The following is a 24,951-nucleotide window of genomic DNA, read 5'->3' as shown; positions in this document are numbered from 1 at the left end:
ATACTTTCGCTACAGTTTAGCTTTGCTTTGAAAAACGCGGCACAGCAAGGAAAATTAGCAATCCAATTAGGAACAAAATACTTAATGATGCAGCACCAATTGTGGATTTACCAGTCATTTGTGTAATAACTGCAACAATCAGTGGACCTAAAACTGCTGAGAATTTTCCTAGAATATTATAGAAACCAAAGAACTCGCTTCCGGACTCTTTAGGTATTATTTTACCAAAATATGCTCGACTTAAGGCTTGTAATCCACCCTGACTAGTTCCAACTAATATTGCTAGAACCCAGAAGTCCGTGACTGTCTTGAGTCTCAATGCATAAAGACAAATTACAAAATAAACAATAATTCCAATGATAATTCCAGTTCGAGTTGAAGTTTTATCAGCTACCCATCCGAATAGCAACGAAAATGGGAAAGCTATCAACTGCACTGCCAACAATACGATCATAAGCATTGTTGTATCGATTCCGATATCCATACCGATTGATGTCGCCATGGTAAATATGGTATCGACTCCATCTATATAGAAGAAATATGCGACCAGGAACCAAGCAACTTGTTTGTACTTACTGATATGTTTAAGCGTCTCGAATACTCGCTTTAAACTGCCAGTAACTGGATTACTTGTCGGTTGAACCGAATACTTCTGCTGAACATTTTTTTGAAGTGGAATGTAAAAGATGATCCACCATACGGCAGCCACGATGAAACTCCACCTGGCTACGCCATAACTGCTTAGCATGCCAAATCCATTGGTTAATTGTAAAACTAAAAATAATATAAACGCCATAACTCCACCAAGATAACCAAATCCATATCCTACTGAGGAAACTTGATTCATCTGTGTATTATCAGCAACATCCGTTAGGAAACTGTCATAGAACAAGTTTGCCGCGGAATATCCGATAGCTGACAACACATATATGGATATAAGTGTTTGCCATTGGCTCGATGGTACCAGTGCTAAAGCAACAGTCGCTAAAATACCGATCCAACAAAAAACATTCAGCAATCGCTTTTTATATCTCGGATAATCGGCCAGTGCTCCTAAAAAAGGTGCGAGCAGTGAAACTAATAAGGTTCCAAAACTATTGGCATATCCCCAAAACGCCGTTGCATTTGCTGCACTTACCCCGTTCCCTTGAGCAATTGATTTGAAATATATCGGTAGAACGGCGGTCGTGACAATTATTCCATATCCGGAATTGGCCCAATCATAGAAGACCCAGCCCCATTGTTGTTTATTTAACTTCAAGATGACACCCCTTTATTTTTGTAGAACATCCTCTATGCAAGTACCTGGTAGTCCTTCATCGAAGCTCAATCCCAACAATTTAGCAAATGTTGGTGCCTCATCAACTAAATCGGCTTTGGCAACTGTGGTATTTTTGTTCACTGCTGGTCCATTGAACAATAACGTTGTTTGATAATCGGTTTTTTCTGGATCATAACCATGGACCCCGTTATAACGGTCCGATTGTCCTAACGTTGCAGGATCAACTTTTTCAACTACTGTAGGTCGGTTACTTTCATCTGTGAAATAGTAGCCTGCTTTTGCTTCTACCATCAATGTACATTCTGGGTCAGCACCACGTTTTGCCGTTTCATCTTTCGTATACACTTTTTCGACACCTTCAACGTGTTCAACTAAATCACGCAATTCATTTATGTGGTCAAAATTTTTAGTGTAAATATAAGTTGAACCATCACAAGTTTTTGCCATTGCTGACCAGTCCTTGCCGAAGGTTTGGTCATCCCTTGGTTTTAGCCAATCCTTCTTTGCAAACAATGTATTCAAATGAATCATCTTATTAACATTTATCTGATAATGATCACCCAATATTACAAAGTTAGTATCATCAAATGTGCCAGCTTTTTTTGTTGCATCAATTATCTGCTCAACATGCTTATCCAAACGATGCAAGGCATCCATCGCTTCATCTGAACGAACACCATAACAGTGCCTCATGCTGTCCATATCAACTAAATGAATCATAGTCAGATTTGGTTTCTTATTTTCCAATGTATCGACTGCACAAGCTGTGATAAATTCATCCAATTGTGGCTGTTTGATACCATTTCTCAACTTACCATATTTGTGATTCATTTCGAGTAAGAACATTGGAGAACTGGCTTTCAAAGAAACCATCACTTGATTAGTCCAAATTCTATTAGGAAAAATTTCTGCCAGATTGTAATTTATTTTACTTCCAGCTGTTACTGGCCATAAAAAGGCAGCTGTCTTCATACCCTTTTGGCGGGCCAAGTCATACAAAGTTGTCGACTTAACATCCTTTTGGTACCAATACCAATCGGGTGAGCGTCTTTCTGGTTGAATCTTGGTATTATTGACAATTCCATGAACGCTTGGATATTGTCCCGTAATAATAGTCGTATGAGACGGATAAGTAAGTGTTGGATAAATACCAGTAACAGACTTTACCCAAGTTCCTGTCTTCATTAATTTATCTAAAGTAGGTAATGAATCTCGATGTTCATTAAGATCCCTATACCCCAATGAATCCAATGAAATTATGACCATATGTTGATTAGTCGCCAAAATATAAAATCCCCTTTTAGAAAACAAACTCAATAACAATTATTATATCTCAATTGACAGATCGATGTCATAAGGTTCACGAAACATAAAAAAATAGATGTGAGTTTTATTCACATCTATAATTGAAACTATTTTAATTTATATAATTAGCTAACCACTATCAATGATTTGATAGCTTCACGATTTGTCATTGCTTGATAAGCAGCATCAATATCATCTAAGTCAAATTGCTTTGTAAACACTTTTCCAGGATGAATATCTCCATCTAAGACAGCTTTGAGTAACAACTCTTTATCATATGTTGTTACAGATGCTGGACCACCAGCAACAGATACATTACTACCAAATGATTCAGTCATATCCATCTTAGGTTGATGTGGCAAGCCAACACGACCAACGATTGCACCTGGACGAGCAATCTTCATTGCTGTATCAGTTGCCAATTCAGTTCCGACACATTCCAAAACTGCATCGGCGCCAGAATTATTTGTTAACTCCATGACTTTAGCAATACCATCATCACCACGTTCGGCAACAATATCAGTTGCTCCAAATTCTAAGGCTAACTTTTGACGATCTTCATGACGACTCATGGCGATAATTTTACGTGCACCACGCATTTTTGCAGCAATTACACCACATAATCCCACTGCACCGTCTCCGACAACTGCAACTGTATCACCTTGTTGTACGTTAGCAACACGGGCAGCATGATAACCAGTAGCCATAACATCAGCTAAACTCAACAAGGAATTTAACATTTCGTCGCTATAATCAGCAGGTTTTCCAGGAATTTTTACCAACGCCCATTCACCATGTTGAAATCTAACATATTCAGCTTGAACACCGCTACTGAAATTATCAGTATGATTCTGACAATCTCCATCAAATCCGGCTAAACAAGCGGCACAATGTCCACAACCGTGAGTGAATGGTGCAATTACAAAATCTCCTGGAACAACGGTAGTAATATCACTACCAACTTCTTCGACGATACCGATTGCTTCATGACCATTGTTTTGTGAATTTGCATCTTTATCTTCAAAACCACGATATGACCATAAATCAGATCCACAAACACAGGTACGGACAACGTGAATAATAACATCATCACTCGCCTGAATTTGAGGTTTCTCACTATCCTTGATTGCGACTTTTCCTGCTTTAACAAATACAGTATCCTTCATTTTACTATCTCCCAAACTTAGATTACTATTCCCAACTATCGATTTCTTTAGCAAAATCATCTAATTTTTTGGCAGCATTATCATCACTGTCACTTGTGATTCCTATATAGAACTTCATTTTTGGCTCAGTACCTGAAGGTCTAATAGCCACCCAAGTTCCATCTTCCAAAATATATTTCAAGGCGTCAGCTTTTGGTAGGCCAGTGTCTTTAGTTCCAGCAGAAGTTATATCTGTTCCATTGAGATAATCTAAGGATTCGACAACTGGTACCCCATCAATTTCTTTGAGTCCTTCTTCACGGAATTCTTTCATGATTTCTGCCATTCTAGCTTTACCTGACACGCCATCAAAAGTCTTAGAAATGGTTTTTTCACGATAATATCCAAATTCTTGATATAGATCTTCTAAGGCATCATAAATTGTCTTACCTTTTGATTCATAATAAGCAGCAGCTTCAGCTAATAAAATAGTTGATTGCATAGCATCTTTATCACGAACAAAGGATTTTACAAGATAACCATAACTCTCTTCAAATCCAAATAAGAATTCATGGCTTCCAGTTTCTTCGAAGTTTTCAATTTTCTCGGCAATATACTTGAAACCAGTTAAAACGTCATACATTTTCACGCCATATTTTTCAGCAATCTTAGTTGCTAATTCAGAAGAGACAATCGATTTAACGACTGCACCATTATCTGGCAAAGTACCGGTTTCTTTTTTAGCTTGTAACAAATAATTTAACAAGACAGAAGCAATTTGATTACCTGTCATTAATTTGTATGAACCATCTGGTTGTCTAACAGCAGCACCTAATCTGTCAGCATCCGGATCAGTAGCAATCAAAATATTAGCATCAATTTTTTTGCCACGTTCAATTGCCAAATCAAATGTCTGAGCAAATTCTGGATTTGGAAACGGAGTTGTTGAGAACTCAGGATCTAAGATTGCCTGTTCAGTGACCATACTGAAGTTCTCAAAGCCTAAATCTTGAAATACTCGAGGAGCAATCATTTTTCCTGTTCCATGAAGCGGTGTATAGACAAACTTCATCTTATGGCCAACTTCTTTGATCAAGTCATGATTTACAACAACTGTATCTAGTTTTGCCAAATAATCTTGATCAACATCTTCGCCAATCAGTTGCATCAACTTTTGGTCTCGTAATTCATAAACGGTCTTAACATCTATGGAAAATAAATCTTCAGCTTTTCTAACAAATTCGGTAATTTTATCAGATTCAACAGGAGGCATTTGACCACCATCAGGACCATAAATTTTGAATCCATTATATTGCTTAGGATTGTGACTAGCGGTGATCATGATTCCCGCATACGTATGCAAACTTCTGACAGCAAAAGATAATTCTGGAGTGGGTCTCAAGCTATCGAAAACATAACTCTTGATGTTATGTGCACCCAAAACCTTGGCTGACTCAATTGCAAAATCCTGTGAGTGATATCTTGAGTCAAAACTGATCGCTACACCACGTGATTTTGTTTTATCGTCCAATGTGTCCATGAATAATGCCAAACCTTCAGCTGCTTGTCTGACTGTATAGATATTCATTCTGTTGATTCCGGGTCCAATAACACCTCGCATACCAGCAGTTCCAAATTCCATGGGTGAATAGAAAGCTTCTTCAGCTTCCTCAGAATTATTTTTTAAATCATTTAATTTTGACTTTAACTCTGGATCCAATTCAGAATAATCAAGCCAACGTTTCATATTTTCTTGCCAAGACATGTTTGACGGTCCTCCTACTTTGTAAGTCCTTACATTACATTATAGCAATCAAGGCCAATAATAAAAATGAATGTCACCATACTAACTGAAAATAATTAAATCTAACTTAAAAAGGGTACAAAAAAAGAGTTCAGGTCATCCCTAAACTCTCACTTATTAACTATTTTGAAGTTACTTTTGTATCTGCATCTGACAATGTTTGGATGTAATTGAAGGCTTCTTGTCCAGCAATTCCACCATCACCGACAGCTGTAGTGATTTGACGCAAGTCTTTCTTACGAACATCACCGATAGCATAAATACCAGCAACTTTAGTTTTCATGTGGTCATCAGTATCGATCCAACCAGCATCATCCAAAATTCCAAGTCCTTTGAATGATTCTGTCATTGGTTGAATTCCAACATAGATAAAAGCACCTTTAGCGGGAACAACATGTTCTTCACCAGTTTCTTTATCTACATAACGAACACCAGCAACTTTATCGTCTTCATCAACGATTTCTTTTACGTCGGCATTCCAAACAAATTTAATTTTATCATTTTTAAATGCACGATCTTGAAGGATCTTTTGGGCACGCAATTGGTCACGACGGTGAATAATTGTAACGGATTTTGCAAGTTGAGTTAGGTAAACTCCTTCTTCAACAGCAGAATCTCCACCACCGATAACAGCAACATCTTGTCCCTTAAAGAAGGCACCATCACAGACAGCACAGTATGAAACTCCACGTCCAGATAATTCATTCTCTCCAGGAATACCGATTTTCTTGTATTCAGAACCGGTTGCAATAATTACAACACTAGTTTCGTAATCTCCATCATCGGTATGCACAATTTTTTTAGCACCATTGTCCTCGATTGATTCAACAGCACCATATCCGAATTCAGCTCCAAATTGAGTTGAAGAATTGAACATCTTTTCACTTAGATCTGGTCCCAAAACTGAATCAAATCCAGGATAATTTTCAATTTCGGCTGTGTTATTCATTTGTCCACCGTAAATACCACGGTCCAAAATCATAACTGACAAATTAGCACGGGATGCATAAAGTGCTGCAGTCAAGCCCCCAGGACCTGCACCAATAACTACTACATCGAAAGTTTTCATTGCGTTACCTCCTTAACACTCAACAAATATTACCATTTTTATTTTAAATTGCTATTAAATTGCTCACACTTTTTCAACATACCAAGGAATATCATTCTTACGACGACGATATATGATCAGAACGATTGCGGCGATAAGCAAAATAACTGAAAGTACTTGTGAAACTCTAACACCGGGCATGATATACAAACTGTCAGTTCTCATCCCTTCAACGAAGAAACGTACGATTGGATACCAAACTAAGTAACTTAAGAATACTTCACCACGTTTGTAAAGCTGCTTACGATGTCTTATGGCAAGTATTATTATTAATCCTACTAGATTGGCCATCGATTCGTAAAGGAAAGTGGGTTGACGATAGGCTCCATTAATAAACATTTGCTCAACAATGAAATGAGGTAAATGTAATGACTGCAAGAAATCTAACGAGGTCTTGGCTCCAAAGGCTTCTTGATTCATGAAGTTACCCCAACGACCAACTATTTGACCTAACATTACAGATGGTGCTGCAATATCAAGCATCAACCAAACTGAGAGCTTTCGACGTTTACAGAGTACTAGTAAAACAATAAATGCCGCAATCAATCCACCATATATCGCGATACCACCGTGCCAGATTTTAATTATTTCACCTGGATTTGCCATATAAAATGGTAATTCAAAAATCACATAATAAATTCGAGCACCAATCAAACCAATTGGAACACCAAATAATACTAGATCCAAAATATTGTCCGAATCAATGCCACGACGAGTTGCTTCTCTCATTGCCATAATTACTCCAACTAGAGCACCTAGAGCAATTATGATCCCATACCAATGTATTTCTAAATTACCTAAATGAAACGCAATTGGATTCAATGCAAGTAAAGTCATTACTTATCGTCTCCATCATCGGAATTTTTTTGACCATTTTCTTTGATCAAAGATCCCAAGTTTTCTTCAAATTTCTTTGTTGCATCAAAGCCCATTTTTCTAGCTCTAAAGTTCATAGCAGCAACTTCAATGATAATTGAAATATTACGACCAACTTTAACTGGAATAGTAATTTGAGGAACACCAACATCAAAGAAATTACGAGTCTCTTCCATTGAACCTAAACGATCATAATTTTTATCTGGAGACCAATCTTCCAGGTTGATGATCAATTGAATATCACTTGAAGAACGCACTGCACCAGCACCAAATAAGTTCATGACATCAATAATTCCAATACCACGAATCTCAAGCAAATGATTCAAAATTTTTGGCGCTTCACCGACAATTGTCTTCTCATCTTGTTGATAAACATCTACACGGTCATCAGCAATCAGTCGGTGACCTCTTTTAACAAGTTCCAAAGCTGTTTCACTTTTACCAATACCTGAATGACCAGTCAAGAGAATACCAATACCGTATACGTCGACTAAAACACCGTGAACAGATTCTCTGGGTGCTAATCTTTCATCCAAATATTCGGTGATCAAACTTGAGAGTCTAGTTGTAGGTAATGCAGATCCAATAACTGGGACCTTATGTGCTTTCGCTGCCTTAAGTAATTCATCACTAGGAGTGATGTCACGTGCAACCAACAATACCGGAGTATCTTCTCTACACAACTCCAACATGACCTTATAGCGATTATTATCAGTCATCGAATGTGAATAGGCAGATTCTGTCTGTCCAAACAATTGAATACGTTCACTTGGATAGTAATCAAAATAACCTGTTAATTCGATACCGGGTCTAGAAATATCACTCGTCGTAATCTTTTTATCATCGAGTAATTCTTCGCCACCGTATACTTTTAAATTATTATCTTTTACTAAATCAGTAACAGTTACAAAATTTGCCATACTCTAACCTCTCCAACTCTTTTTATTAATTCTATCATCAATTTGCATATAAAAAAAACGCGTCTATCCGCGTTTTTGAAAATTGTCTCTAGCAAAACCATTAATAATTGAATTACAGATTGCCATGATGATTGCAACAACTAAGGCAGAACCAAAGCTACTAAAATAAAAACGACCAGATAGCAATGCTGATGTAATTTCTAAAGTGATAGCACTAATCACAAATGAAAACAGTCCAAACGTCAAAAATGTTATCGGTAAGGAAATAATGTGTAATATAGGCTTCACAGTCCAGTTCAACAACACCAGGATAAAACTAGCAATGATTGCAGTTGCAAGTGTGTCAACTCTGAACATATTTGGCAACAATGCAGCTATTGCTAAAAACAATAGTGTATAAATTGCTGTTTTGATCAATAATCTCATTATCTTTCATCCTCATCATTTCTTCTTTTCAGAATTTGTTGATCTTGCATGAGAATGGAGCCGATGAAACGGATTATTTACATTATGTCTAAAACTTGCCCTTTGAATATTTCTTTTTTCAGGAATCAATAAATAACAGGCAATATAAACAACGATCGGCATAAAGAAACTATATGGAATCAATACAATAAATGCTAACCGTATCCATGTAGAGTCTACTCCAAAATATTCTGCAAGCCCCCCACAAACACCGGCAACAAAACGATCTGTAGTAGATCTGGTCAAACGTTTCTTCATGGTTTCCACCTCAACTTGTTAGAAAAATATATAACATTGTGACGGAAACTTCAAGCTACTATTCTTCGGTATCAGTCACATGCTTCTGACTTAGTTCTACCACATGTCCAGTGTTCAGGTAAACAACCCATTCACAAATATTTGTGGCATAGTCACCAACACGTTCCAAATAACTTTCAACTAACATATATGAAGAACCACTAATAACATTGTCTACAGACTGCTGCATATCCTTGATGCACATGTCATTGATCAACTTACCTCGCTTGTCGATGTCACCGTCTTTTGCAGCAACGTCTTCAGCCATTTGTCCGTCTTCTTTTAGATAAGCTTCCAATGAATCTTCAACGATACTTGTAGCCATATCACCCATTTCAGCAATCAATTTCTCAATTTCTGGAATACGAGTTGTCCCCTTAACTCGAATCGTTTCTTGAGCGATACTTACAGCATGATCACCCATACGTTCAAGATCTGAACTGGCTTTCAATACGGTAACGACCATTCGTAAGTCAGATGTAACTGGTTGTTGAAGTGCAATCATTTCAAATGACTTTTTCTCCAAATCGACCTCACGCTTATTGATAAAACGGTCGTTTTCAATTACTTCTTTTGCCAAGGCCTTATCGTGGTTAATGTAGGCCTTAACTGATTTCATAATAGCTTCACTGGCCATCATGCCCATTTCTGAGAATCTTAAATGTAAATTATTAAGTTGTTCTTCAAAAGTACTTCTCATTCAATTTGCCCCCTTATCCAAATTTACCTGAAATATAGTCCTCAGTTTGTTTTTCTTTAGGATTTAAGAATATATTCTTTGTAGCATTTACTTCAATTAGCTCACCGTTCAAGAAAAAGGCTGTTTTGTCTGAAATTCTTGAAGCTTGTTGCATATTGTGAGTGACAATAATTATTGTATATTTATCTTTCAAAGTTAACAACATATTCTCAACTTGCGATGAAGAGATTGGATCCAAAGCTGATGTTGGTTCGTCGAGCAGGATAATATCCGGCTTAACTGCCAATACACGAGCAATACAAACTCTCTGTTGTTGCCCACCTGAAAGTGATAAGGCACTTTCATTCAACTTATCCTTTACGTCATCCCAAACAGCAGCGTTTCTTAAACTTGTTTCTACTGCTTCATCCAAAGTTGCTTTGTCTTTAGTCCCAGCTAATCTCAAGCCATAAACAACATTGTCGTAAATCGAAAAAGGAAACGGATTGGGTTGTTGGAAAACCATTCCAACTTGTTTTCTTAATTCAACTGTATCGATATTTGGTGCGTAGATATTTTTTCCATTTAATTCAATATTACCAGTTATAGTAACATCAGGAATCAAATCATTCATTCTATTTAAACAACGCAGATAGGTTGATTTACCACATCCAGATGGTCCGATCAAAGCAGTGATCTCATTCTCCACGAAATCTAAATTAATACCTTGTAAAGCTTCTTTTTTTCCATAAAATAAATGGACGTCTGATGAAGTTAATATTTTTTTTGCTTCAACCATTTTTGTCTTCCTTTATCCAAAGTGTCCAGATACATACTCTTCCGTTGTTTCCATCTTAGGTCGAGTAAATATCTTTCGAGTTTCATTAAATTCAACAACATGACCTAAGTGGAAGAATGCAGTGTAATCACTGATTCTTCCGGCTTGTTGCATATTATGTGTAACTATAATAATTGTATATTTGTCTTTTAAACTCAACATCGTCTCTTCAACGTTAGATGTTGAGATAGGATCTAGTGCACTGGCAGGCTCATCCATCAATAAGATATCAGGTTTCATGGCAATTGCTCGTGCAATGCAAAGCCTTTGCTGCTGTCCACCTGAAAGTGACAACGCACTCTTACCAAGATCATCCTTGACCTGGTCCCACAATGAAGCTTGTTTGAGCGTCGTTTCGACAATCTCATCAAGCTTCTTTTTATCATGCAGACCATGTCGTTTCAAAGCAAAAGTAATGTTGTCATAGATTGATTTCGAAAACGGATTGGGACGTTGAAAAACCATGCCGATGTGTTTTCTGGTTTCATAAATATCAACATCATTCTTGTTGATATCAAGTCCACGATACAAAATTTGACCTTTGACCGTGGCTCCAGGTACATTATCGTTCATTCTATTCAACGACCTCAAGAAAGTTGACTTACCAGAACCAGAAGCACCGATCAGTGATGTGATTTTATATCTTTGAAACTGAAGTGATGCTTTGTGCATTGCTTCTTTTTCGCCATAAAAAACTTGAAGATCCTTGGTTTCCATAGCAATCTCGTGTTCATCTTCATCCAAATGATAGATATACTGTTGATTTAATTTTTGTTCGTCCATATTATTCTCCAGTCATCTTTTTATAAACCAAGTTTCCAACGTAACGAGAAAGCAGATTGAATATTAAAACGGCAATTATCAAGACAGCTGATGCTCCAGCTGAAACTTGAACAGCATCTGGAATCAATCCTTCAGAATTGACTTTCCAAATGTGGACCGCCAAAGTTTCCGCAGGACGGAAAAGATTCAACGGACTTGTGATACTGAAAATATTAAAGTTTGAGAAATCAAGTGGCGGAGCACTTTGACCAGCTGTATAAATCAATGCAGCAGCTTCACCAAAGACTCTTCCGGCACCAATGATCATACCGGTAATTATTCCGGGTAAGCTATCAGGTATGATTACGTGAATGACAGTTTCCCATTTTGAAAGACCCAAAGCTAAACCGGCCTCACGTTGTGATTGTGGTACGGATTTTAATGAGTCTTCAACATTACGAGTAAGAATAGGTAAATTGAAAACTGTTAATGTCAACGCACCAGACAAGATAGAAAATCCAAATTTAAAACTAATTACGAAAATCAAGAATCCAAATAGACCAACAACGATTGATGGCAATGAGCTTAATACTTCAATTGAAATTCTAATAACTTCAACGATTTTATTTTTTCCAGCGTATTCTGACAAGAAAATACCGGCAGAAATAGCGATAGGAATAGATATAAGCATTGACAGGATCAATAAGAAGAATGAGTTAAAAAGTTGGATACCGATTCCACTACCAGCTTGAAAAGCCTTTGATCCAGAAGTTAAAAAGTGCCAGTTAACATAACGTAGTCCACTTCCTAATATGTATAGTAATAATCCTGCAAGAATCAATACGATTATTCCAGACATAAAGTAAATGACACCTGTGGCAATCTTATCTTTTGTTTTTTCGTTAAACATTAGAGCTCACCTCGCTTAGCAATCGCTCTAATAACGAAGTTGAATACTAATGACATGATCAGCAATAGCAAGGCTAATGACCAAAGGGCATTATTAGCTGTCGATCCTATTGTTGTATTTCCCATGTTCATTGTTAGAACACTTGTCAAAGTTGATGAAGGTGATACTAGGTTTTGTGGTAACAACATCGCATTACCAATTACCATTTGAACTGCCAAAGCTTCACCAAAAGCTCTAGACATACCAAAAATGACCGCAGTCAAAATCCCAGGTGTAGCTGATCTCAAGATAACTCGAGAAATTGTTTGCCAACGAGTTGCACCCAACGCTAATGATGCTTCACGATAGTATCTAGGAACGCTCCTAAGGGCATCTACGGACATTGACGTAATAGTGGGTAGTATCATAACAAAAAGTACAAATGACCCTGCTAGGATACCAAAACCACTACCACCAGCGATGTTTCGTACAAATGGAACAACAATTGTCAGTCCAATGAAACCATAAACAACTGATGGAATACCAACTAGTAATTCAATAACTGGCTGGAGTATCTTCCTTCCCCATTTTGGCGATATCTCGGTCATAAAAATTGCCGCTGCAATAGCAAATGGTGTACCTATCAAGGCAGCAATAACAGTAACTGCAAACGAGCCAATAATCATTGGTGCAGCACCAACAATAGGATGACCTGCACTATCTAATTTATTTGGTGTCCAAACTGAATGAGTCAAAAAATCTATTGGATTAACTCCATCTTTAAAGAAGATAATTAATCCTCTAGATGCAACAAATCCAATAATTGTTACAACCAAAATAACGATAATAGCAGTGAAACTAAAAGAAATTATCTTACCTTTAGTCTCCCTTTTTGCTGATACTGATTTTTTAAGTAAACTTTCCCTAATCGGATCCTTCAATTATCTTCCCTCCTGAGAAACAGGCGTAACATTACCCTTCGCATCTTTGTCATATTGCATATCATTTATAGGAACATATCTTAATTTTTGAACAACATTTTTTTGAACATGGTCAGTCATAATATAATTCAAGAAATCTTTCGTCATACCAGTGGCTTTGCCATTAGTATACAAATGTTCATATGACCAAATTTTCCATTTATTCGTTTCAATATTTTTGATGGTAGGTGCAATATGATCAACTTCCAAAGTTTTTACAGAATCATTTAAATAAGGCATTGCTAAATAACTGATTGAACCAGCTGTGTTGTCAACAATTTGACGAACCATACCACTTGAGTCTTGCTCTTGAGAACGAGCGAACGGAGTGCCATTCATAACATCATTCTCAAATGAAGAACGTGTACCACTACCGTCTGCACGATTAATGATAGTAATTCCAAGATCTTGGCCACCAACTTGTTTCCAGTTAGTTATTTCACCAGAAAAAATCTGACGCAATTGTTTTATTGTTAATGAATCTACCTTCACATCTTTATTGGTTATCGGAACCATCCCTACAGCACAAATACGGTGATCGACCAATTTTGAAGAATCGATATCACTTTTTTGCTCTGCATAGAGGTCAGAGTTACCTATATTAACTGCACCTTGCTGGATTTGGCTCAATCCGGTACCGGTACCTCCACCTTGTACATTGACATACTGATTTGGGTTATCCTTGGTAAATTCTTCTCCCGCTAACTCGACTAATGGTTGTGCGGCAGAAGAACCTACTGCTGTGATAGTCTCTTGTCCATTACTACCTTTGCATCCAGTCAACACAAAGACAGCAGAAAAAAGCAGGACAAATAAAGCGACAACTCGTTTTTTCAATATTCTCACCTCTATATCGTTCATATTAATATATGGATGTATATTTTTTGTATATATTTGTGGAAACAAAAAAGATTGAGAAAAAAATTCTCAATCTTTTTAAACTTTATAAAGGAATTTCGAATGTAAACGTTGTCCCTAATCCTAAATCAGAATCTATTGTCAAATTACCGTCTAAATTGTCAACTGTCTCTTTAACAATAGCCAATCCCAATCCAGTACCACCAGTTTCTAAACTACGTGATCTATCGACTCGATAGAATCTTTCAAAGACTCTATTTTGATCATCTTGAGAAATGCCGATACCGGAGTCCTCAATAATAACCCGTAGTCGGTTTTCGATTTCGTCATGATGAACAGCAATCTTGATGGTTCCGTTTTCCTTATTATACGAAATTGCATTTTTGATTAAATTATTCAAAATTAAATTAACTTTAGCTCGATTGATGGTTACTTCTTTATTGCCAAAGAAGCTTTTCTCAACTTTAAGATGATGTTTATCGATCGACACTTCCATACTTTGCAAAATTCGTTCGATGTCAGTTTCCATATCAACAAGTTCTGTTGAATCATTATCCTTTTTAATTTTAGATAATGAAAGGATATCCTGAATCAACTCCGTCAATCTAACACTTTCGTCATGAATGATTTTCAGGAAGTGCTCACGTTTTTCAGGATCATCTTGAGCACCATCAAGTAGTGTTTCAGAAAATCCTTCGATGGATGTTATTGGTGTCTTCAACTCATGACTTACATTATTTACAAAATCAACTTGCATTTGTTCCATATGACGGCTTTCCGTCAAATCATACAGAATAACTAATACTTGCTGATCAAAATCTTCTCGTGTATGAACCAAATGAATAACATTTGCGTCAACATATTTTTGAGAATTTCCAACCAGTTGGATCTCTCGATGGTAATTTTTATTCTTACGCAAAGAATGTTCGATCATACGGCTTAAGCCATATGTCTTAACATCCTCAATAAAAGGATGAATATCGTCGGTAATATTTTCATCTAGCAACGATGCCATCGCTTGATTATGTAACAAAACTTCACCCTGAGAGTTTAGCAGCATAACACCAATAGGCAGATGTCCTATCAATCCTTTAAATCTACGTTCACGAAGTTTTGCATCTTCTCTAAGCTGACTAATGTCTTTATTGATTTGATTAGTTTGCTCAACTAATTCGTATAGATCGTCATCTGGTGACAAAATGAGTGAAGAAATTTCTTTGTTCTTTCGAACACGTCTCAAGTTATTCGTCACACTATCAATATCTTTTTTCAATATTTGACGTTGACGATAATAAATTATCACGATTGTATCAACGATTATAAAGAACAAAATCCCAATAAGTGTAAATGTTAATGGGTCTTGATTCCATAAACGAGAATATTTTTTTGCAACCACATAATCGCCATTGTTATAACGGTAAAACATGGTTCTATTACCAAAAGATCTGTCGGTGGCATATTGTTCACTCATTGAAAAATTACCACGATGAATTAAATCTGAAGCCTTCTTTGAAAGAGTGCCATTTTCTTTGATGTTCACATAAGTTAAATCTGTAATATCAGCCGATGTGCTTGGCTTGTGATTTTTCCTCAATTCATTATATGAACTTACTTCATCTGAAAAAGCCGCACGTTGCGAATTTCCAAGAATATTATCAGCAAATAGTGCTAATGCCAGAAAAAGGACAATGGAAATGATGATTCCAAATATTGGACCTAACCTTCTTTTCATCCCTACACCTCTAAAATATAACCGAACCCATGGACGGTTTTTATTATTTGCGGATCTTTTGTTTCCTTTTCGATTTTATCACGTAAATGGCTAATTTGGATATCGACCATCCTAATTTGTGAATTAGAATTTATTCCCCAGACACTTTCAAATATTTGGTCACGGGAAACGACTATTCCTTTGTTCTTGATCAGAAATGCCAGTAACTCAAATTCTTTTCTTGTCAGTGGTATATCGACACCATCCATATCAAGACTTTTTAATGATTTGTTCAATTTAAAGACTGTCTGTTTACCTGAAGATTTTCCCGATCTACGCAGAACTACTTCGATTCGTGCAAGTAACTCCTTGACGCTAAACGGTTTAGTTACATAATCATCTGCTCCACTGATCAAACCCTCGATTTTATTTTCCTCAGTATCAACAGCAGTTAAGAAGATGACAGGTGTAGCATCCCCTTTAGCTCTGATACGTTTTAAAACATCAATTCCACTAACTTTTGGCAACATTTGATCCAACAATATCAGGTCAAATTTTTCTTCTTCGACCATTTCGATAGCTTGCTTACCATCAGTTGCCTTTTTCACATCATAATTGTTGTTTTCCAAATTATAGTCGATCAACTCCAAAATTGCGGGTTCATCATCAACTGTTAATATTTTCTTTTTCATGATTAGTCTGGGTTATCCCCTTGTAATTTCCATTGTAAATAGGCGTAAATAAATTGGTCCAAATCTCCGTCCATAACCGCTTGACCATTACCTGTTTCATAATTAGAGCGATGGTCCTTTACCATTGTATATGGATGGAAAACATATGAACGGATTTGAGAACCCCAACCGATGTCCATTTGTTCACCTTTGATTTCAGCATTTCGCTTAGCTTGCTCTTCTTGTTCTTTTTGGAAAAGTTTAGCTTTCAACATACTCATAGCTGTTTGTCTATTTTGTAGTTGTGAACGTTGTGCTTGTGAACTGACGACTATCCCAGTCGGAATATGTGTGATCCTAACGGCTGATGAAGTCTTATTGATATGCTGTCCACCAGCACCTGATGAACGGAAAACGTCAACTCGCAAATCATCGTCGTTGATTTCTACATCGATGGAATCATCCAATTCCGGCATGACATCAACCGAGGCAAATGAGGTATGGCGTCTACCTGCAGAATCAAATGGTGAAATTCTGACCAAACGATGAACTCCACGTTCAGAGCGCAATAAGCCGTAAGCATTTGGTCCAGTTATCATGATGGAAACACTCTTTATTCCGGTCACGTCACCTGGTTGGTAATCTTCAAATTCTACTTTAAATTCATGCTGGTCTGCCCAGCGTTCATACATTCTAAGTAACATCTCACCCCAGTCTTGTGATTCGGTACCACCAGCACCAGGATGTATTTCTAAAATTGCATTGTGCGAATCATATGGTTCAGATAACAACATTGTTAATTCGTAAGTCTGCATTTCTTTATTGATACTTTCCAAGTTATCCTCTAATTGTTCCATCAACTCGGGATCTTCATCTTCTTGGTACAATTCTGCCAAAACAGACAGATCTTCAGAAGATTGTTCAAGGTTCTTGAAATTGTCATACTTATCTTTTAACAAGTTGTTCTCATCGATCAGTTTTTGGGCTTTCTCATGATCATCCCAAAAACCATTTTGAGTCATCCGAGATTCGTTCTCGGCAATACTCTCTTCCAAATTTTCTAAGTCAAAGAGACCTCCGGAATTGATCGATTTTTTCTTCTATTTCGGAAATATTACTTTTTATTTCACCAAATTCCATATTTTCACCTTTGTATAAAAAAAACAGGCCAAGGCCTGTTTTTTATCTTTCCATATTTTGTCTAATTTCAGCCTTCATGAATAATCTAGTTACGTCATATTCGATGTCAGAGATCATTTCCTCAAACATACGATATCCTTCTTCTTGATATTCAACTAATGGATTAAGTTGTCCATAACCACGGAGTCCGATTGATTGACGCAATTGATCCATTGCATCAATATGATCTGTCCAGTGTTCATCAACAACACGAAGAATAACAACTTTTTCGAATTCTAGCATTTGTGCTGGATCTCCAAGTGAGTCTGCTTTTTCATCGTAATTCTTGTGAACTAAGTCCATAAGATATTTCTTGATTCCATCAGCATCACGCATTTGAATATCAACAACACTAAAGTTTTCATCTGAAACAATTGCTGCTTTAGCAAAATCAACAATTGCTGGAAGATCCCATTCTTCTTTTTTACCTTGAGTATGAACATCAACTTGAGCATCAATTGTACGTTCGATCATTGGCATTAATACCTTGTCTAGATCTTCGTCTTCAGAGATAACTTCCATTCTCTCTTTATAGATAACTTCACGTTGTTCACGCATAACATCATCATATTGCAAAGTATTCTTACGTGTATCGTAGTTATTACCTTCAACACGTTTTTGAGCTGACTCAACTTGACGAGTCATCATTCTACTTTGGATAACTTGATCATCCTCTTCAACACGAAGTGCTTTAAGAATATTCTTGATTCTTTCAGAACCAAATCGTTTCATCAAGTCATCTTCAAGTGACATGTAGAATTGAGTAACACCAGGATCACCCTGACGTCCAGATCTACCACGAAGCTGGTTATCAATACGACGTGATTCATGTCGTTCAGTACCAATAACAGCAAGTCCACCTAAATCAGTAACACCAGGTCCAAGTTTGATATCAGTACCACGACCAGCCATATTGGTAGCAATAGTAACCGCACCACGTTGTCCGGCGTTCATAACAATTTCAGCTTCCTTAGCATGGTTCTTAGCATTAAGAACAGCATGTGGAATGCCTTTTTCATTCAATAATTTTGAAAGATATTCTGAAGATTCAACGGCAACAGTACCAACCAACATAGGTTGTCCTTTTGCGTGACGTTGTTCGATATCTTTAACAACAGCAGCAAATTTACTCTTCAATGTAGGATAAAGAACATCATCTTTATCGTCACGAATAACAGGTTTGTTAGTTGGAATAGAAACAACTTCCATGTTATAGATTTCTCTAAATTCTTCAGCTTCTGTTTTGGCTGTACCAGTCATACCAGAAAGCTTGTCATACATACGGAAGAAGTTTTGGTAAGTGATGTTGGCCATTGTCTTTGTTTCATCTTGGATCTCTACGCCTTCTTTAGCTTCAATAGCTTGGTGTAGTCCATCTGAATAACGACGACCTTCCATAACACGACCAGTAAATTGATCAACGATTTTAACTTCGTTGTCTTGAACAACGTAGTCAATATCCAAATGCATGATTTCATTGGCACGCAAAGCTTGATCCAAATGGTGGTTCAAGACAGTGTTATCAATGTCATACAAGTTATCCAAACCAAAGTAATCTTCAGCTTTTCTAATACCAGTTTCAGTTAAACTGATTGACTTTGTAGGCCAATCGATCTTGTAGTCATCTTCAACAAGAGTCTTAACAAATCTGTCCGTACGAACGTACATTGCTGTAGATTTTTCAGCAGCACCAGAAATGATCAAAGGTGTTCTAGCCTCATCGATCAAAATTGAATCGACCTCATCAACGATGGCGAAATTAAGTGGACGTTGAACCATTTGTTCTTTGTAAACAACCATGTTGTCACGAAGATAATCAAATCCTAGTTCACTGTTTGTTGAATAAGTGATATCGCAGTTGTAAGCTTCACGTTTTTCTTCTGCATCAAGTTGGTTAACGTTCAATCCTACGGTCAAACCTAACCAGTGGTATAACTCACCCATTTCTTTAGCATCACGGCCAGAAAGGTATTCGTTAACAGTAACAACGTGTACACCTTTGCCTGCTAAAGCATTTAAATAAACTGGTAAAGTAGCTGTTAAAGTTTTACCTTCACCAGTTTTCATTTCAGCAATATTACCTTCATGAAGTGTAATACCACCAATTAATTGAACTCTAAAAGGATATAGTCCTAGAACTCTTTTAGCACCTTCACGGGCTGTAGCGAAGGCTTCTGGCAAAATATCATCCAATGTTTCGCCCTTTTTCAGTCTCTCTTTAAACTCAGGTGTCTTAGCTTGGAGTTGTTCGTTTGACATTTTACCGTAATCATCAGCTAATGCTTCGATTTTATCGGCAATTCTGCCCATACGTCTAACTTCTCTTTTATCGCTTTCGACCCATCTTCTTAATGGATTTGCCATATTTGTATATCTCTCCTAAACGTTATAAACATATCTACTATTCTATCATTATTTAATGTACTTTTAAACTTAATCTTGTGATAAACGGAAAGTACACTTCCAGAGTTTTTATTCTACACCTTATTTTTAAGCATGTGGACTATTTTGCATAAGTTAAGGATAACTAAAAAAACGCCCATCTATGATTGGCGTAATACTGGAGTTAAAACACATATTAAGTTTTATTTACATAATTTGTGAGCATCAAAAAAGGTCTGGATTCCTCCAGACCCCAAGTTTTATTCGTTTGTTTCGATCAAGCCATATTTACCATCGTTACGTTTGTAAACAATGCTTGCACCGTTAGTTTCTGAATCTTCAAAAATGAAGAATTCGTGGCCTAACATTTCCATTTGAAGTACAGCTTCTTCTGCATCCATAGGTTTCAATGAAAGACGTTTTGTTCTAACGATTTGTGACTCGTCTTCTTTGGCATCCTCAGGTGATACATCATCCAATGGAATGTCCTTGATGCCTGGTTTTTCACGGTCTTTACGGTTAACCTTTGTCTTGAATTTCTTGATTTGTCTCTCAAGCTTGTCAATTACTAGATCGATACCTGCATACATATCGTCGTTCATTTCTTCAGCTCTCAAAGTAATATATGGAAGTGGTATGGTAACCTCAACCTTTGTTCCTTTTGATGGGTAAATCTTCAAGTTGACATGGGCAATAGGATTACTATCTTCGCTGAAATATTTTTCCATTTTAGAAACTTTCTTTTCAACGTAATCACGGATTGCGGGTGTTACTTCAATATTTTCGCCACGTACATTAATTGTTAACATAAAAACCTCTCCTTCCGGTGATAAGGAATCTTTAGAGCTAAGATCACTCCTCACATTGATTATATAATTGTATGAGCAAACTGGCAACGGTTTCACTAGCGAGATAATGAAAAAGTATAAATATTTTGAAAACCAGCCATTTCCAAAACAGCTCTGGCATGCAGTAAAGTCCGGCCTGTCGTGTATATATCATCCAAAATCAACATTTTCATGTTTTTGTCCTTTTTCCGAAAATCAACTTTTAATTGAAAAGTTTGTGGTGTATTCAAACGCTCCAGCTTATTCTTTTGTGCTTGAGGTCTGTCAGCATCTTGCTTCAGGAAAACTGACTCTAATGAAAAAATATCTTGATACAATTCATATACAGGGTCGAATCCACGATCATCAAAATGACTTGGACTGCTTGGAATATAAGTTACCAAATCAAATTTGTGTCGCAACGCCCAATGTCTGATCTCATGTGAAAATAAATCTGCCATTAAAACGTCACCATATCGCTTATATTTTTTAAAATAATCATGCATAAACTGATTATACCCATAAATCGCAAAATGTTGATTAATAATTTTATGATTTTCCTCCCAATCAGTGCAATCATTACATATTTTTAGAGTTGTGATTTTACTGCATCGCGAACAAACCTCGAATTCCGAAAGTTTGACTAACTGTCGATTACAAAAATCGCAAATTGAACGATCAGATATTTGAGAAAAAGTTAATATTTCAGACACTGATAGGTTTCTAGTGATCTGCTGCCCACAATTTAAGCAAATCACTTCTTTCTAGCCTGCTTATTTACCGATTTAATTTCATCACAGGCCAACTTGATCTGGCGAGAATAATAATTGTAATAGAAATGAACTTCATCATCTGGTGAATCCTTTGAGCGTCCTGCTCGACCTGCAATTTGGATCAATGCCGTTTTCGAAAATTCTTTGGCATCAGCGTCGATCACAATAACTGTGATTTGATGGAAGGTCACGCCTCGTTCCAAAATTGTTGTTGTCAGTATCGCTTGTACTTCATCATTTCTAAACATCCCTACTTTATTGATTCTGTCAGCATCCTTAGAACTAACTGAAACCATTTTTAAATCTGGAAAAGATTTTCTAAGATTACTTTCGAATTCCAACATTTCTGGGATACGTGGGAAAAACAACATAAATTTTTCATGCAGTTTTACTAGTTGTTCAATTCTAAATTTCAATCTCGGATTTATTTTCGTAAAGTTACTGGGTTTAAATAATAGATGCGTTTTAGGTTCAGGTAGCGGATGCTGATGAAACCGCTGATACATTTTAGAAAGATTGAGATTTTTTGCATCTACTCTGTTTAACAAATGTAACGGTGGAGTGGCGGATAAGTATACATTCATTCCGTTTGGCTTTTTAGATTTCTCGATTGCCCGTTCAAGCATGATGTCCCCTGCGAGTGGAAATGAGTCCACCTCATCAATTATCAATACGTCAAAAGCCTGCTCAAATCTAATCAACTGATGCACTGTAGCAATCATTATTTGCGTACAATGATATTCTTCGTCCGAACGACCATGAAACAAAGCTATACTTGTATTCTCAAAGGCAGCCTTGATCCGTGGGAATAATTCAATACAGACATCGATTCTTGGTGAACAAATCGCAATCCTTTTATCATTCTTAATTGCCTCCGCAATAAGTGGAAAAATCATTTCGGTTTTTCCGGCTCCAGTAACTGCCCAAACTAAATGATCTTCAGATTGATAAAATGATTCGATCAGCTTCATTGAGATTGTTCGTTGCATTTCAGTGAGTTGTCCTCGCCACGTCAATGGAAAACTTTGTTGACCAAAAGTCACTTCATTGTTTGTTATGATTAATTGATCATCTAAATATATTTTCCCAAAATTAAGACAGCCACGACAATAAACTTTCTTCCCCTTGAATATGTCCGTTTGAACCCGTGTCCCACATCTATGGCAAATGTCATCGACAAATGCGGGTACACAACGACTACCATTCTCCAAGATTTGACTAGACTGTACTTGTGTTAGTAATCTAGTATCAATGATTCTTCCACCATTTAATTCACTAATTTTATCCATACTTATAATTACGCAAAAGGAGCTAATATTTTTTTGGAAAATTTTAAAACGATTGCTCATACTGATTCTTATGAAAAAGACATTAAGAAATCTAAATTCATCGTACATTTGGCACAAACTAACAGTGAACAGGAGGCTAATGAATTTATAGCTAAGATAAAAAAGCAAGAATCCAGCGCAACTCACAACTGTCATGCCTTTATTGTTCAAGAAAACGTATTGATCGAGCGGATGTCTGATGACGGTGAACCTAGTGGAACTGCTGGATCACCGATATTAAATGTTCTACAACAACAAGAAATGTCCAACGTTACTGCAGTCGTGACTAGATATTTCGGTGGTATCAAGTTGGGAGCCGGTGGTCTGATTCGCGCATATTCTTCAACAACTGCTGAAGGAATCAAAGAAATTGGTTTAGTCGAAAACCGCTTGCAGCAAGGCTATCATCTAAACATTCCATATCATCTTTATGATAAATTTGAAAACTACGCCAACAATTCAAAAATTCTGCTGGAAAACAAGCAATTTTCTACTGACGTTACAGTTGATGTATTCCTTGATTTGGAAACTCAAAATGTGATCATTCAAGATATTACTGATCAATTCCAGAATCAGATAAAATTTAAAAAAACAGATCAAGCCTTTAAACAAATTCCTATTAATGCAAATTAAAAATGAGTTGAGTAAGTGTAAAAACACTTTACTCAGCTCATTATTTTTTCTCTAAACGTTTAATAAATTTTTGAATTGAATGTAATAATGGTTGTCGATTATCTCCCATTAATCCAATGGACTCGACAAACATCTCAAGCCCCAGTAGTAACGCTATCGTTAGCAACACGCTGCCCCAGAAGCTTGATAATGGATATAGCAATGAAATAAATGCAAATACCAATGCTAAACCGTAAATTACTAATACTGTTTGACGGTGAGATAATCCTAATTGCATCAAGCGGTGATGTAAATGGTGTTTATCTGCCTGCGTTATTGGCTTCTTATTCAAGAAACGACGTAACATCGCGTATACGGTATCTGTGATTGGAACACCCAAGATAACCACGGGAATCAACATTGTAATGAAAGTTACGTTTTTCAAACCTTTCAACGAGAACACAGCAATCATAAACCCTATGAACAGTGCCCCGGTATCACCAAGGAATATACTTGCCGGATGGAAGTTGTGCGGTAGAAATCCGACCAATGCGGCAACTAAAGCGAAAATCCATATTGCAACATATACATTAGTAATATTCAAGAAGAAGTAACCAACTATCCCCATCGTGAATAGTCCAATAATCGAAACTCCAGTAGCCAATCCATCAAGCCCATCAATCAAGTTAACGGCATTGGTTATGGCAAGTATCCAAATTATAGTTATTGGGAAACTCCACCAACCAAGTTTGAAGGAACCAATGATTGGTAAGACAACTTCGTTCATTCTTATTCCAGCAAGGAAATAAATAACTAATGATGCGACGAAGATACCTGCCATTTTAGCCTTTGGAGACAATTCTCGAATATCGTCAATGATACCCGTTAACACGATAATTGTTTCAGCTAAGAAAACACTGAACAATTCATGCGAAGGAAACTGGTTTCTCAATAAAACAAAAGTCGAAAAGGTAAACGCAATAAAAATAGCCAAGCCACCCATAGTTGGCATTGGTTTTTTGTTTACTCGACGTGCATTAGGGTTATCGACCGCACCCAAAATATATGCAAGTTTTATTACAAAGGGAGTTATTACAGCTGACAGAATCATTGTCAAAAATAACTTCACTATCACACTAAACATACTTGTTATACCCCCAAGATCCACTTTCCAATAATAGTTTAATTATACATTAACGATAGGCAATACTAAAAAGAATTTTAAACAAAAAAAAGAATGGTCAAATACCATTCCTAATT

The 24,951-nt window shown here is 36.7% G+C and carries 24 protein-coding genes; 1 reads left to right on the top strand and 23 read right to left on the bottom strand.

The genetic code is table 11. From position 1 onward, the window contains the following. Window positions 1-16: 16 nt before the first annotated feature. The 22 genes from EKM63_RS03770 to EKM63_RS03665 all read right to left on the bottom strand — a co-directional run bounded on the left by EKM63_RS03770 (window position 17) and on the right by EKM63_RS03665 (window position 23,040). Window positions 17-1,261: an MFS transporter gene (locus EKM63_RS03770; protein ID WP_125703867.1), complete on the bottom strand. Its 1,245-nt coding sequence runs from the start codon at window positions 1,259-1,261 to the stop codon at window positions 17-19. Between the two features lie 12 nt (window positions 1,262-1,273). Then, window positions 1,274-2,566 (bottom strand): alkaline phosphatase family protein, encoded by a 1,293-nt coding sequence (locus EKM63_RS03765; RefSeq protein ID WP_125703865.1) that lies wholly within the window; start codon window positions 2,564-2,566, stop codon window positions 1,274-1,276. 146 nt (window positions 2,567-2,712) lie between these two features. After that, entirely contained in the window at window positions 2,713-3,753 is a 1,041-nt protein-coding gene (locus tag EKM63_RS03760) for a zinc-dependent alcohol dehydrogenase family protein (RefSeq protein ID WP_125703863.1), read from the bottom strand. A gap of 25 nt (window positions 3,754-3,778) precedes the next feature. Then, on the bottom strand, window positions 3,779-5,497 hold the full coding sequence (locus tag EKM63_RS03755) for a phospho-sugar mutase (protein WP_125703861.1): 1,719 nt from the start codon (window positions 5,495-5,497) through the stop codon (window positions 3,779-3,781). A 160-nt stretch (window positions 5,498-5,657) separates the two neighbouring features. Beyond that, on the bottom strand, window positions 5,658-6,605 hold the full coding sequence (gene trxB / locus EKM63_RS03750; protein ID WP_125703860.1) for a thioredoxin-disulfide reductase: 948 nt from the start codon (window positions 6,603-6,605) through the stop codon (window positions 5,658-5,660). A 63-nt stretch (window positions 6,606-6,668) separates the two neighbouring features. Beyond that, the gene (lgt, locus tag EKM63_RS03745; RefSeq protein WP_125703858.1) at window positions 6,669-7,481 is read right to left on the bottom strand and encodes a prolipoprotein diacylglyceryl transferase; all 813 of its coding nucleotides are present in this window, start codon (window positions 7,479-7,481) and stop codon (window positions 6,669-6,671) included. Continuing rightward, on the bottom strand, window positions 7,481-8,440 hold the full coding sequence (gene hprK / locus EKM63_RS03740) for an HPr(Ser) kinase/phosphatase (RefSeq protein WP_125703856.1): 960 nt from the start codon (window positions 8,438-8,440) through the stop codon (window positions 7,481-7,483). Before hprK ends, lgt begins: the two co-directional genes overlap by 1 nt. 63 nt (window positions 8,441-8,503) lie before the next feature. Next, entirely contained in the window at window positions 8,504-8,866 is a 363-nt protein-coding gene (locus tag EKM63_RS03735; RefSeq protein WP_125703854.1) for a phage holin family protein, read from the bottom strand. A 15-nt stretch (window positions 8,867-8,881) separates the two neighbouring features. Beyond that, a complete protein-coding gene (locus EKM63_RS03730) occupies window positions 8,882-9,163 on the bottom strand; it encodes a PspC domain-containing protein (RefSeq protein WP_125703852.1) in 282 nt (93 codons plus the stop codon). A 58-nt stretch (window positions 9,164-9,221) separates the two neighbouring features. Next, window positions 9,222-9,902 (bottom strand): phosphate signaling complex protein PhoU, encoded by a 681-nt coding sequence (gene phoU / locus EKM63_RS03725; protein ID WP_125703850.1) that lies wholly within the window; start codon window positions 9,900-9,902, stop codon window positions 9,222-9,224. A 13-nt stretch (window positions 9,903-9,915) separates the two neighbouring features. Beyond that, a complete protein-coding gene (gene pstB, locus EKM63_RS03720) occupies window positions 9,916-10,680 on the bottom strand; it encodes a phosphate ABC transporter ATP-binding protein PstB (protein WP_125703848.1) in 765 nt (254 codons plus the stop codon). A gap of 12 nt (window positions 10,681-10,692) precedes the next feature. Beyond that, window positions 10,693-11,502 (bottom strand): phosphate ABC transporter ATP-binding protein PstB, encoded by an 810-nt coding sequence (pstB, locus tag EKM63_RS03715; RefSeq protein WP_125703846.1) that lies wholly within the window; start codon window positions 11,500-11,502, stop codon window positions 10,693-10,695. Between the two features lies 1 nt (window position 11,503). After that, the gene (gene pstA / locus EKM63_RS03710; protein WP_125703844.1) at window positions 11,504-12,391 is read right to left on the bottom strand and encodes a phosphate ABC transporter permease PstA; all 888 of its coding nucleotides are present in this window, start codon (window positions 12,389-12,391) and stop codon (window positions 11,504-11,506) included. Continuing rightward, complete coding sequence (gene pstC / locus EKM63_RS03705; RefSeq protein ID WP_125703843.1) at window positions 12,391-13,311, bottom strand: phosphate ABC transporter permease subunit PstC; 921 nt, start codon at window positions 13,309-13,311, stop codon at window positions 12,391-12,393. Before pstC ends, pstA begins: the two co-directional genes overlap by 1 nt. After that, complete coding sequence (locus tag EKM63_RS03700; RefSeq protein ID WP_377768718.1) at window positions 13,312-14,187, bottom strand: phosphate ABC transporter substrate-binding protein PstS family protein; 876 nt, start codon at window positions 14,185-14,187, stop codon at window positions 13,312-13,314. Between the two features lie 106 nt (window positions 14,188-14,293). Continuing rightward, complete coding sequence (locus tag EKM63_RS03695; RefSeq protein WP_125703839.1) at window positions 14,294-15,940, bottom strand: sensor histidine kinase; 1,647 nt, start codon at window positions 15,938-15,940, stop codon at window positions 14,294-14,296. Between the two features lie 2 nt (window positions 15,941-15,942). After that, entirely contained in the window at window positions 15,943-16,611 is a 669-nt protein-coding gene (locus EKM63_RS03690) for a response regulator transcription factor (protein ID WP_125703838.1), read from the bottom strand. 2 nt (window positions 16,612-16,613) lie between these two features. Then, window positions 16,614-17,730, bottom strand: a protein-coding gene (prfB, locus tag EKM63_RS03685) for a peptide chain release factor 2 (protein WP_191988651.1) whose coding sequence is annotated in 2 segments (ribosomal slippage) — window positions 16,614-17,678 and window positions 17,680-17,730 — 1,116 coding nt in all. Because the reading frame shifts where the segments join, the coding sequence is not laid out codon by codon here. A 42-nt stretch (window positions 17,731-17,772) separates the two neighbouring features. Then, window positions 17,773-20,133, bottom strand: a complete 2,361-nt coding sequence (gene secA / locus EKM63_RS03680; protein WP_125703834.1) for a preprotein translocase subunit SecA — start codon at window positions 20,131-20,133, stop codon at window positions 17,773-17,775. 278 nt (window positions 20,134-20,411) lie between these two features. Further along, window positions 20,412-20,960: a ribosome hibernation-promoting factor, HPF/YfiA family gene (gene hpf, locus EKM63_RS03675; protein ID WP_125703832.1), complete on the bottom strand. Its 549-nt coding sequence runs from the start codon at window positions 20,958-20,960 to the stop codon at window positions 20,412-20,414. 95 nt (window positions 20,961-21,055) lie between these two features. Further along, window positions 21,056-21,439, bottom strand: coding sequence for a ComF family protein (locus EKM63_RS11410; RefSeq protein ID WP_192917682.1), 384 nt, complete (start codon window positions 21,437-21,439; stop codon window positions 21,056-21,058). Window positions 21,440-21,732: 293 nt separating this feature from the next. Then, entirely contained in the window at window positions 21,733-23,040 is a 1,308-nt protein-coding gene (locus tag EKM63_RS03665; RefSeq protein ID WP_164504897.1) for a DEAD/DEAH box helicase family protein, read from the bottom strand. Between the two features lie 33 nt (window positions 23,041-23,073). On the opposite strand from EKM63_RS03665, the gene EKM63_RS03660 reads away from it, so the two are divergent. Further along, window positions 23,074-23,712 carry a YigZ family protein gene (locus EKM63_RS03660; protein ID WP_125703827.1) on the top strand — a complete coding sequence of 213 codons (639 nt, stop codon included), beginning with the start codon at window positions 23,074-23,076 and terminating at the stop codon, window positions 23,710-23,712. 40 nt (window positions 23,713-23,752) lie between these two features. Here EKM63_RS03660 and EKM63_RS03655 read toward each other — a convergent pair whose 3' ends face one another. After that, window positions 23,753-24,835, bottom strand: a complete 1,083-nt coding sequence (locus tag EKM63_RS03655) for a glycosyltransferase family 4 protein (RefSeq protein WP_125703825.1) — start codon at window positions 24,833-24,835, stop codon at window positions 23,753-23,755. Window positions 24,836-24,951 lie beyond the last annotated feature (116 nt).

The sequence above is a fragment of the Companilactobacillus mishanensis genome (assembly GCF_003946505.1).
In the GTDB taxonomy this organism is placed as follows: Bacteria; Bacillota; Bacilli; order Lactobacillales; family Lactobacillaceae; genus Companilactobacillus; species Companilactobacillus mishanensis.
Note: the sequence above shows the minus strand (reverse complement) of the source record. Positions and strands in the feature narration are given on the sequence as shown.

What these genes read in the sequence shown, in the direction of transcription:
- EKM63_RS03760 (WP_125703863.1), bottom strand. Translation starts at nt 3,753, where the DNA reads ATGAAGGATACTGTATTTGTTAAAGCAGGAAAAGTCGCAATCAAGGAT.
- EKM63_RS03755 (WP_125703861.1), bottom strand. Translation starts at nt 5,497, where the DNA reads ATGTCTTGGCAAGAAAATATGAAACGTTGGCTTGATTATTCTGAATTG.
- trxB (WP_125703860.1), bottom strand. Translation starts at nt 6,605, where the DNA reads ATGAAAACTTTCGATGTAGTAGTTATTGGTGCAGGTCCTGGGGGCTTG.
- lgt (WP_125703858.1), bottom strand. Translation starts at nt 7,481, where the DNA reads ATGACTTTACTTGCATTGAATCCAATTGCGTTTCATTTAGGTAATTTA.
- hprK (WP_125703856.1), bottom strand. Translation starts at nt 8,440, where the DNA reads ATGGCAAATTTTGTAACTGTTACTGATTTAGTAAAAGATAATAATTTA.
- EKM63_RS03735 (WP_125703854.1), bottom strand. Translation starts at nt 8,866, where the DNA reads ATGAGATTATTGATCAAAACAGCAATTTATACACTATTGTTTTTAGCA.
- EKM63_RS03730 (WP_125703852.1), bottom strand. Translation starts at nt 9,163, where the DNA reads ATGAAGAAACGTTTGACCAGATCTACTACAGATCGTTTTGTTGCCGGT.
- phoU (WP_125703850.1), bottom strand. Translation starts at nt 9,902, where the DNA reads ATGAGAAGTACTTTTGAAGAACAACTTAATAATTTACATTTAAGATTC.
- pstB (WP_125703848.1), bottom strand. Translation starts at nt 10,680, where the DNA reads ATGGTTGAAGCAAAAAAAATATTAACTTCATCAGACGTCCATTTATTT.
- pstB (WP_125703846.1), bottom strand. Translation starts at nt 11,502, where the DNA reads ATGGACGAACAAAAATTAAATCAACAGTATATCTATCATTTGGATGAA.
- pstA (WP_125703844.1), bottom strand. Translation starts at nt 12,391, where the DNA reads ATGTTTAACGAAAAAACAAAAGATAAGATTGCCACAGGTGTCATTTAC.
- EKM63_RS03695 (WP_125703839.1), bottom strand. Translation starts at nt 15,940, where the DNA reads ATGAAAAGAAGGTTAGGTCCAATATTTGGAATCATCATTTCCATTGTC.
- EKM63_RS03690 (WP_125703838.1), bottom strand. Translation starts at nt 16,611, where the DNA reads ATGAAAAAGAAAATATTAACAGTTGATGATGAACCCGCAATTTTGGAG.
- secA (WP_125703834.1), bottom strand. Translation starts at nt 20,133, where the DNA reads ATGGCAAATCCATTAAGAAGATGGGTCGAAAGCGATAAAAGAGAAGTT.
- hpf (WP_125703832.1), bottom strand. Translation starts at nt 20,960, where the DNA reads ATGTTAACAATTAATGTACGTGGCGAAAATATTGAAGTAACACCCGCA.
- EKM63_RS11410 (WP_192917682.1), bottom strand. Translation starts at nt 21,439, where the DNA reads ATGGCAGATTTATTTTCACATGAGATCAGACATTGGGCGTTGCGACAC.
- EKM63_RS03665 (WP_164504897.1), bottom strand. Translation starts at nt 23,040, where the DNA reads ATGGATAAAATTAGTGAATTAAATGGTGGAAGAATCATTGATACTAGA.
- EKM63_RS03655 (WP_125703825.1), bottom strand. Translation starts at nt 24,835, where the DNA reads ATGTTTAGTGTGATAGTGAAGTTATTTTTGACAATGATTCTGTCAGCT.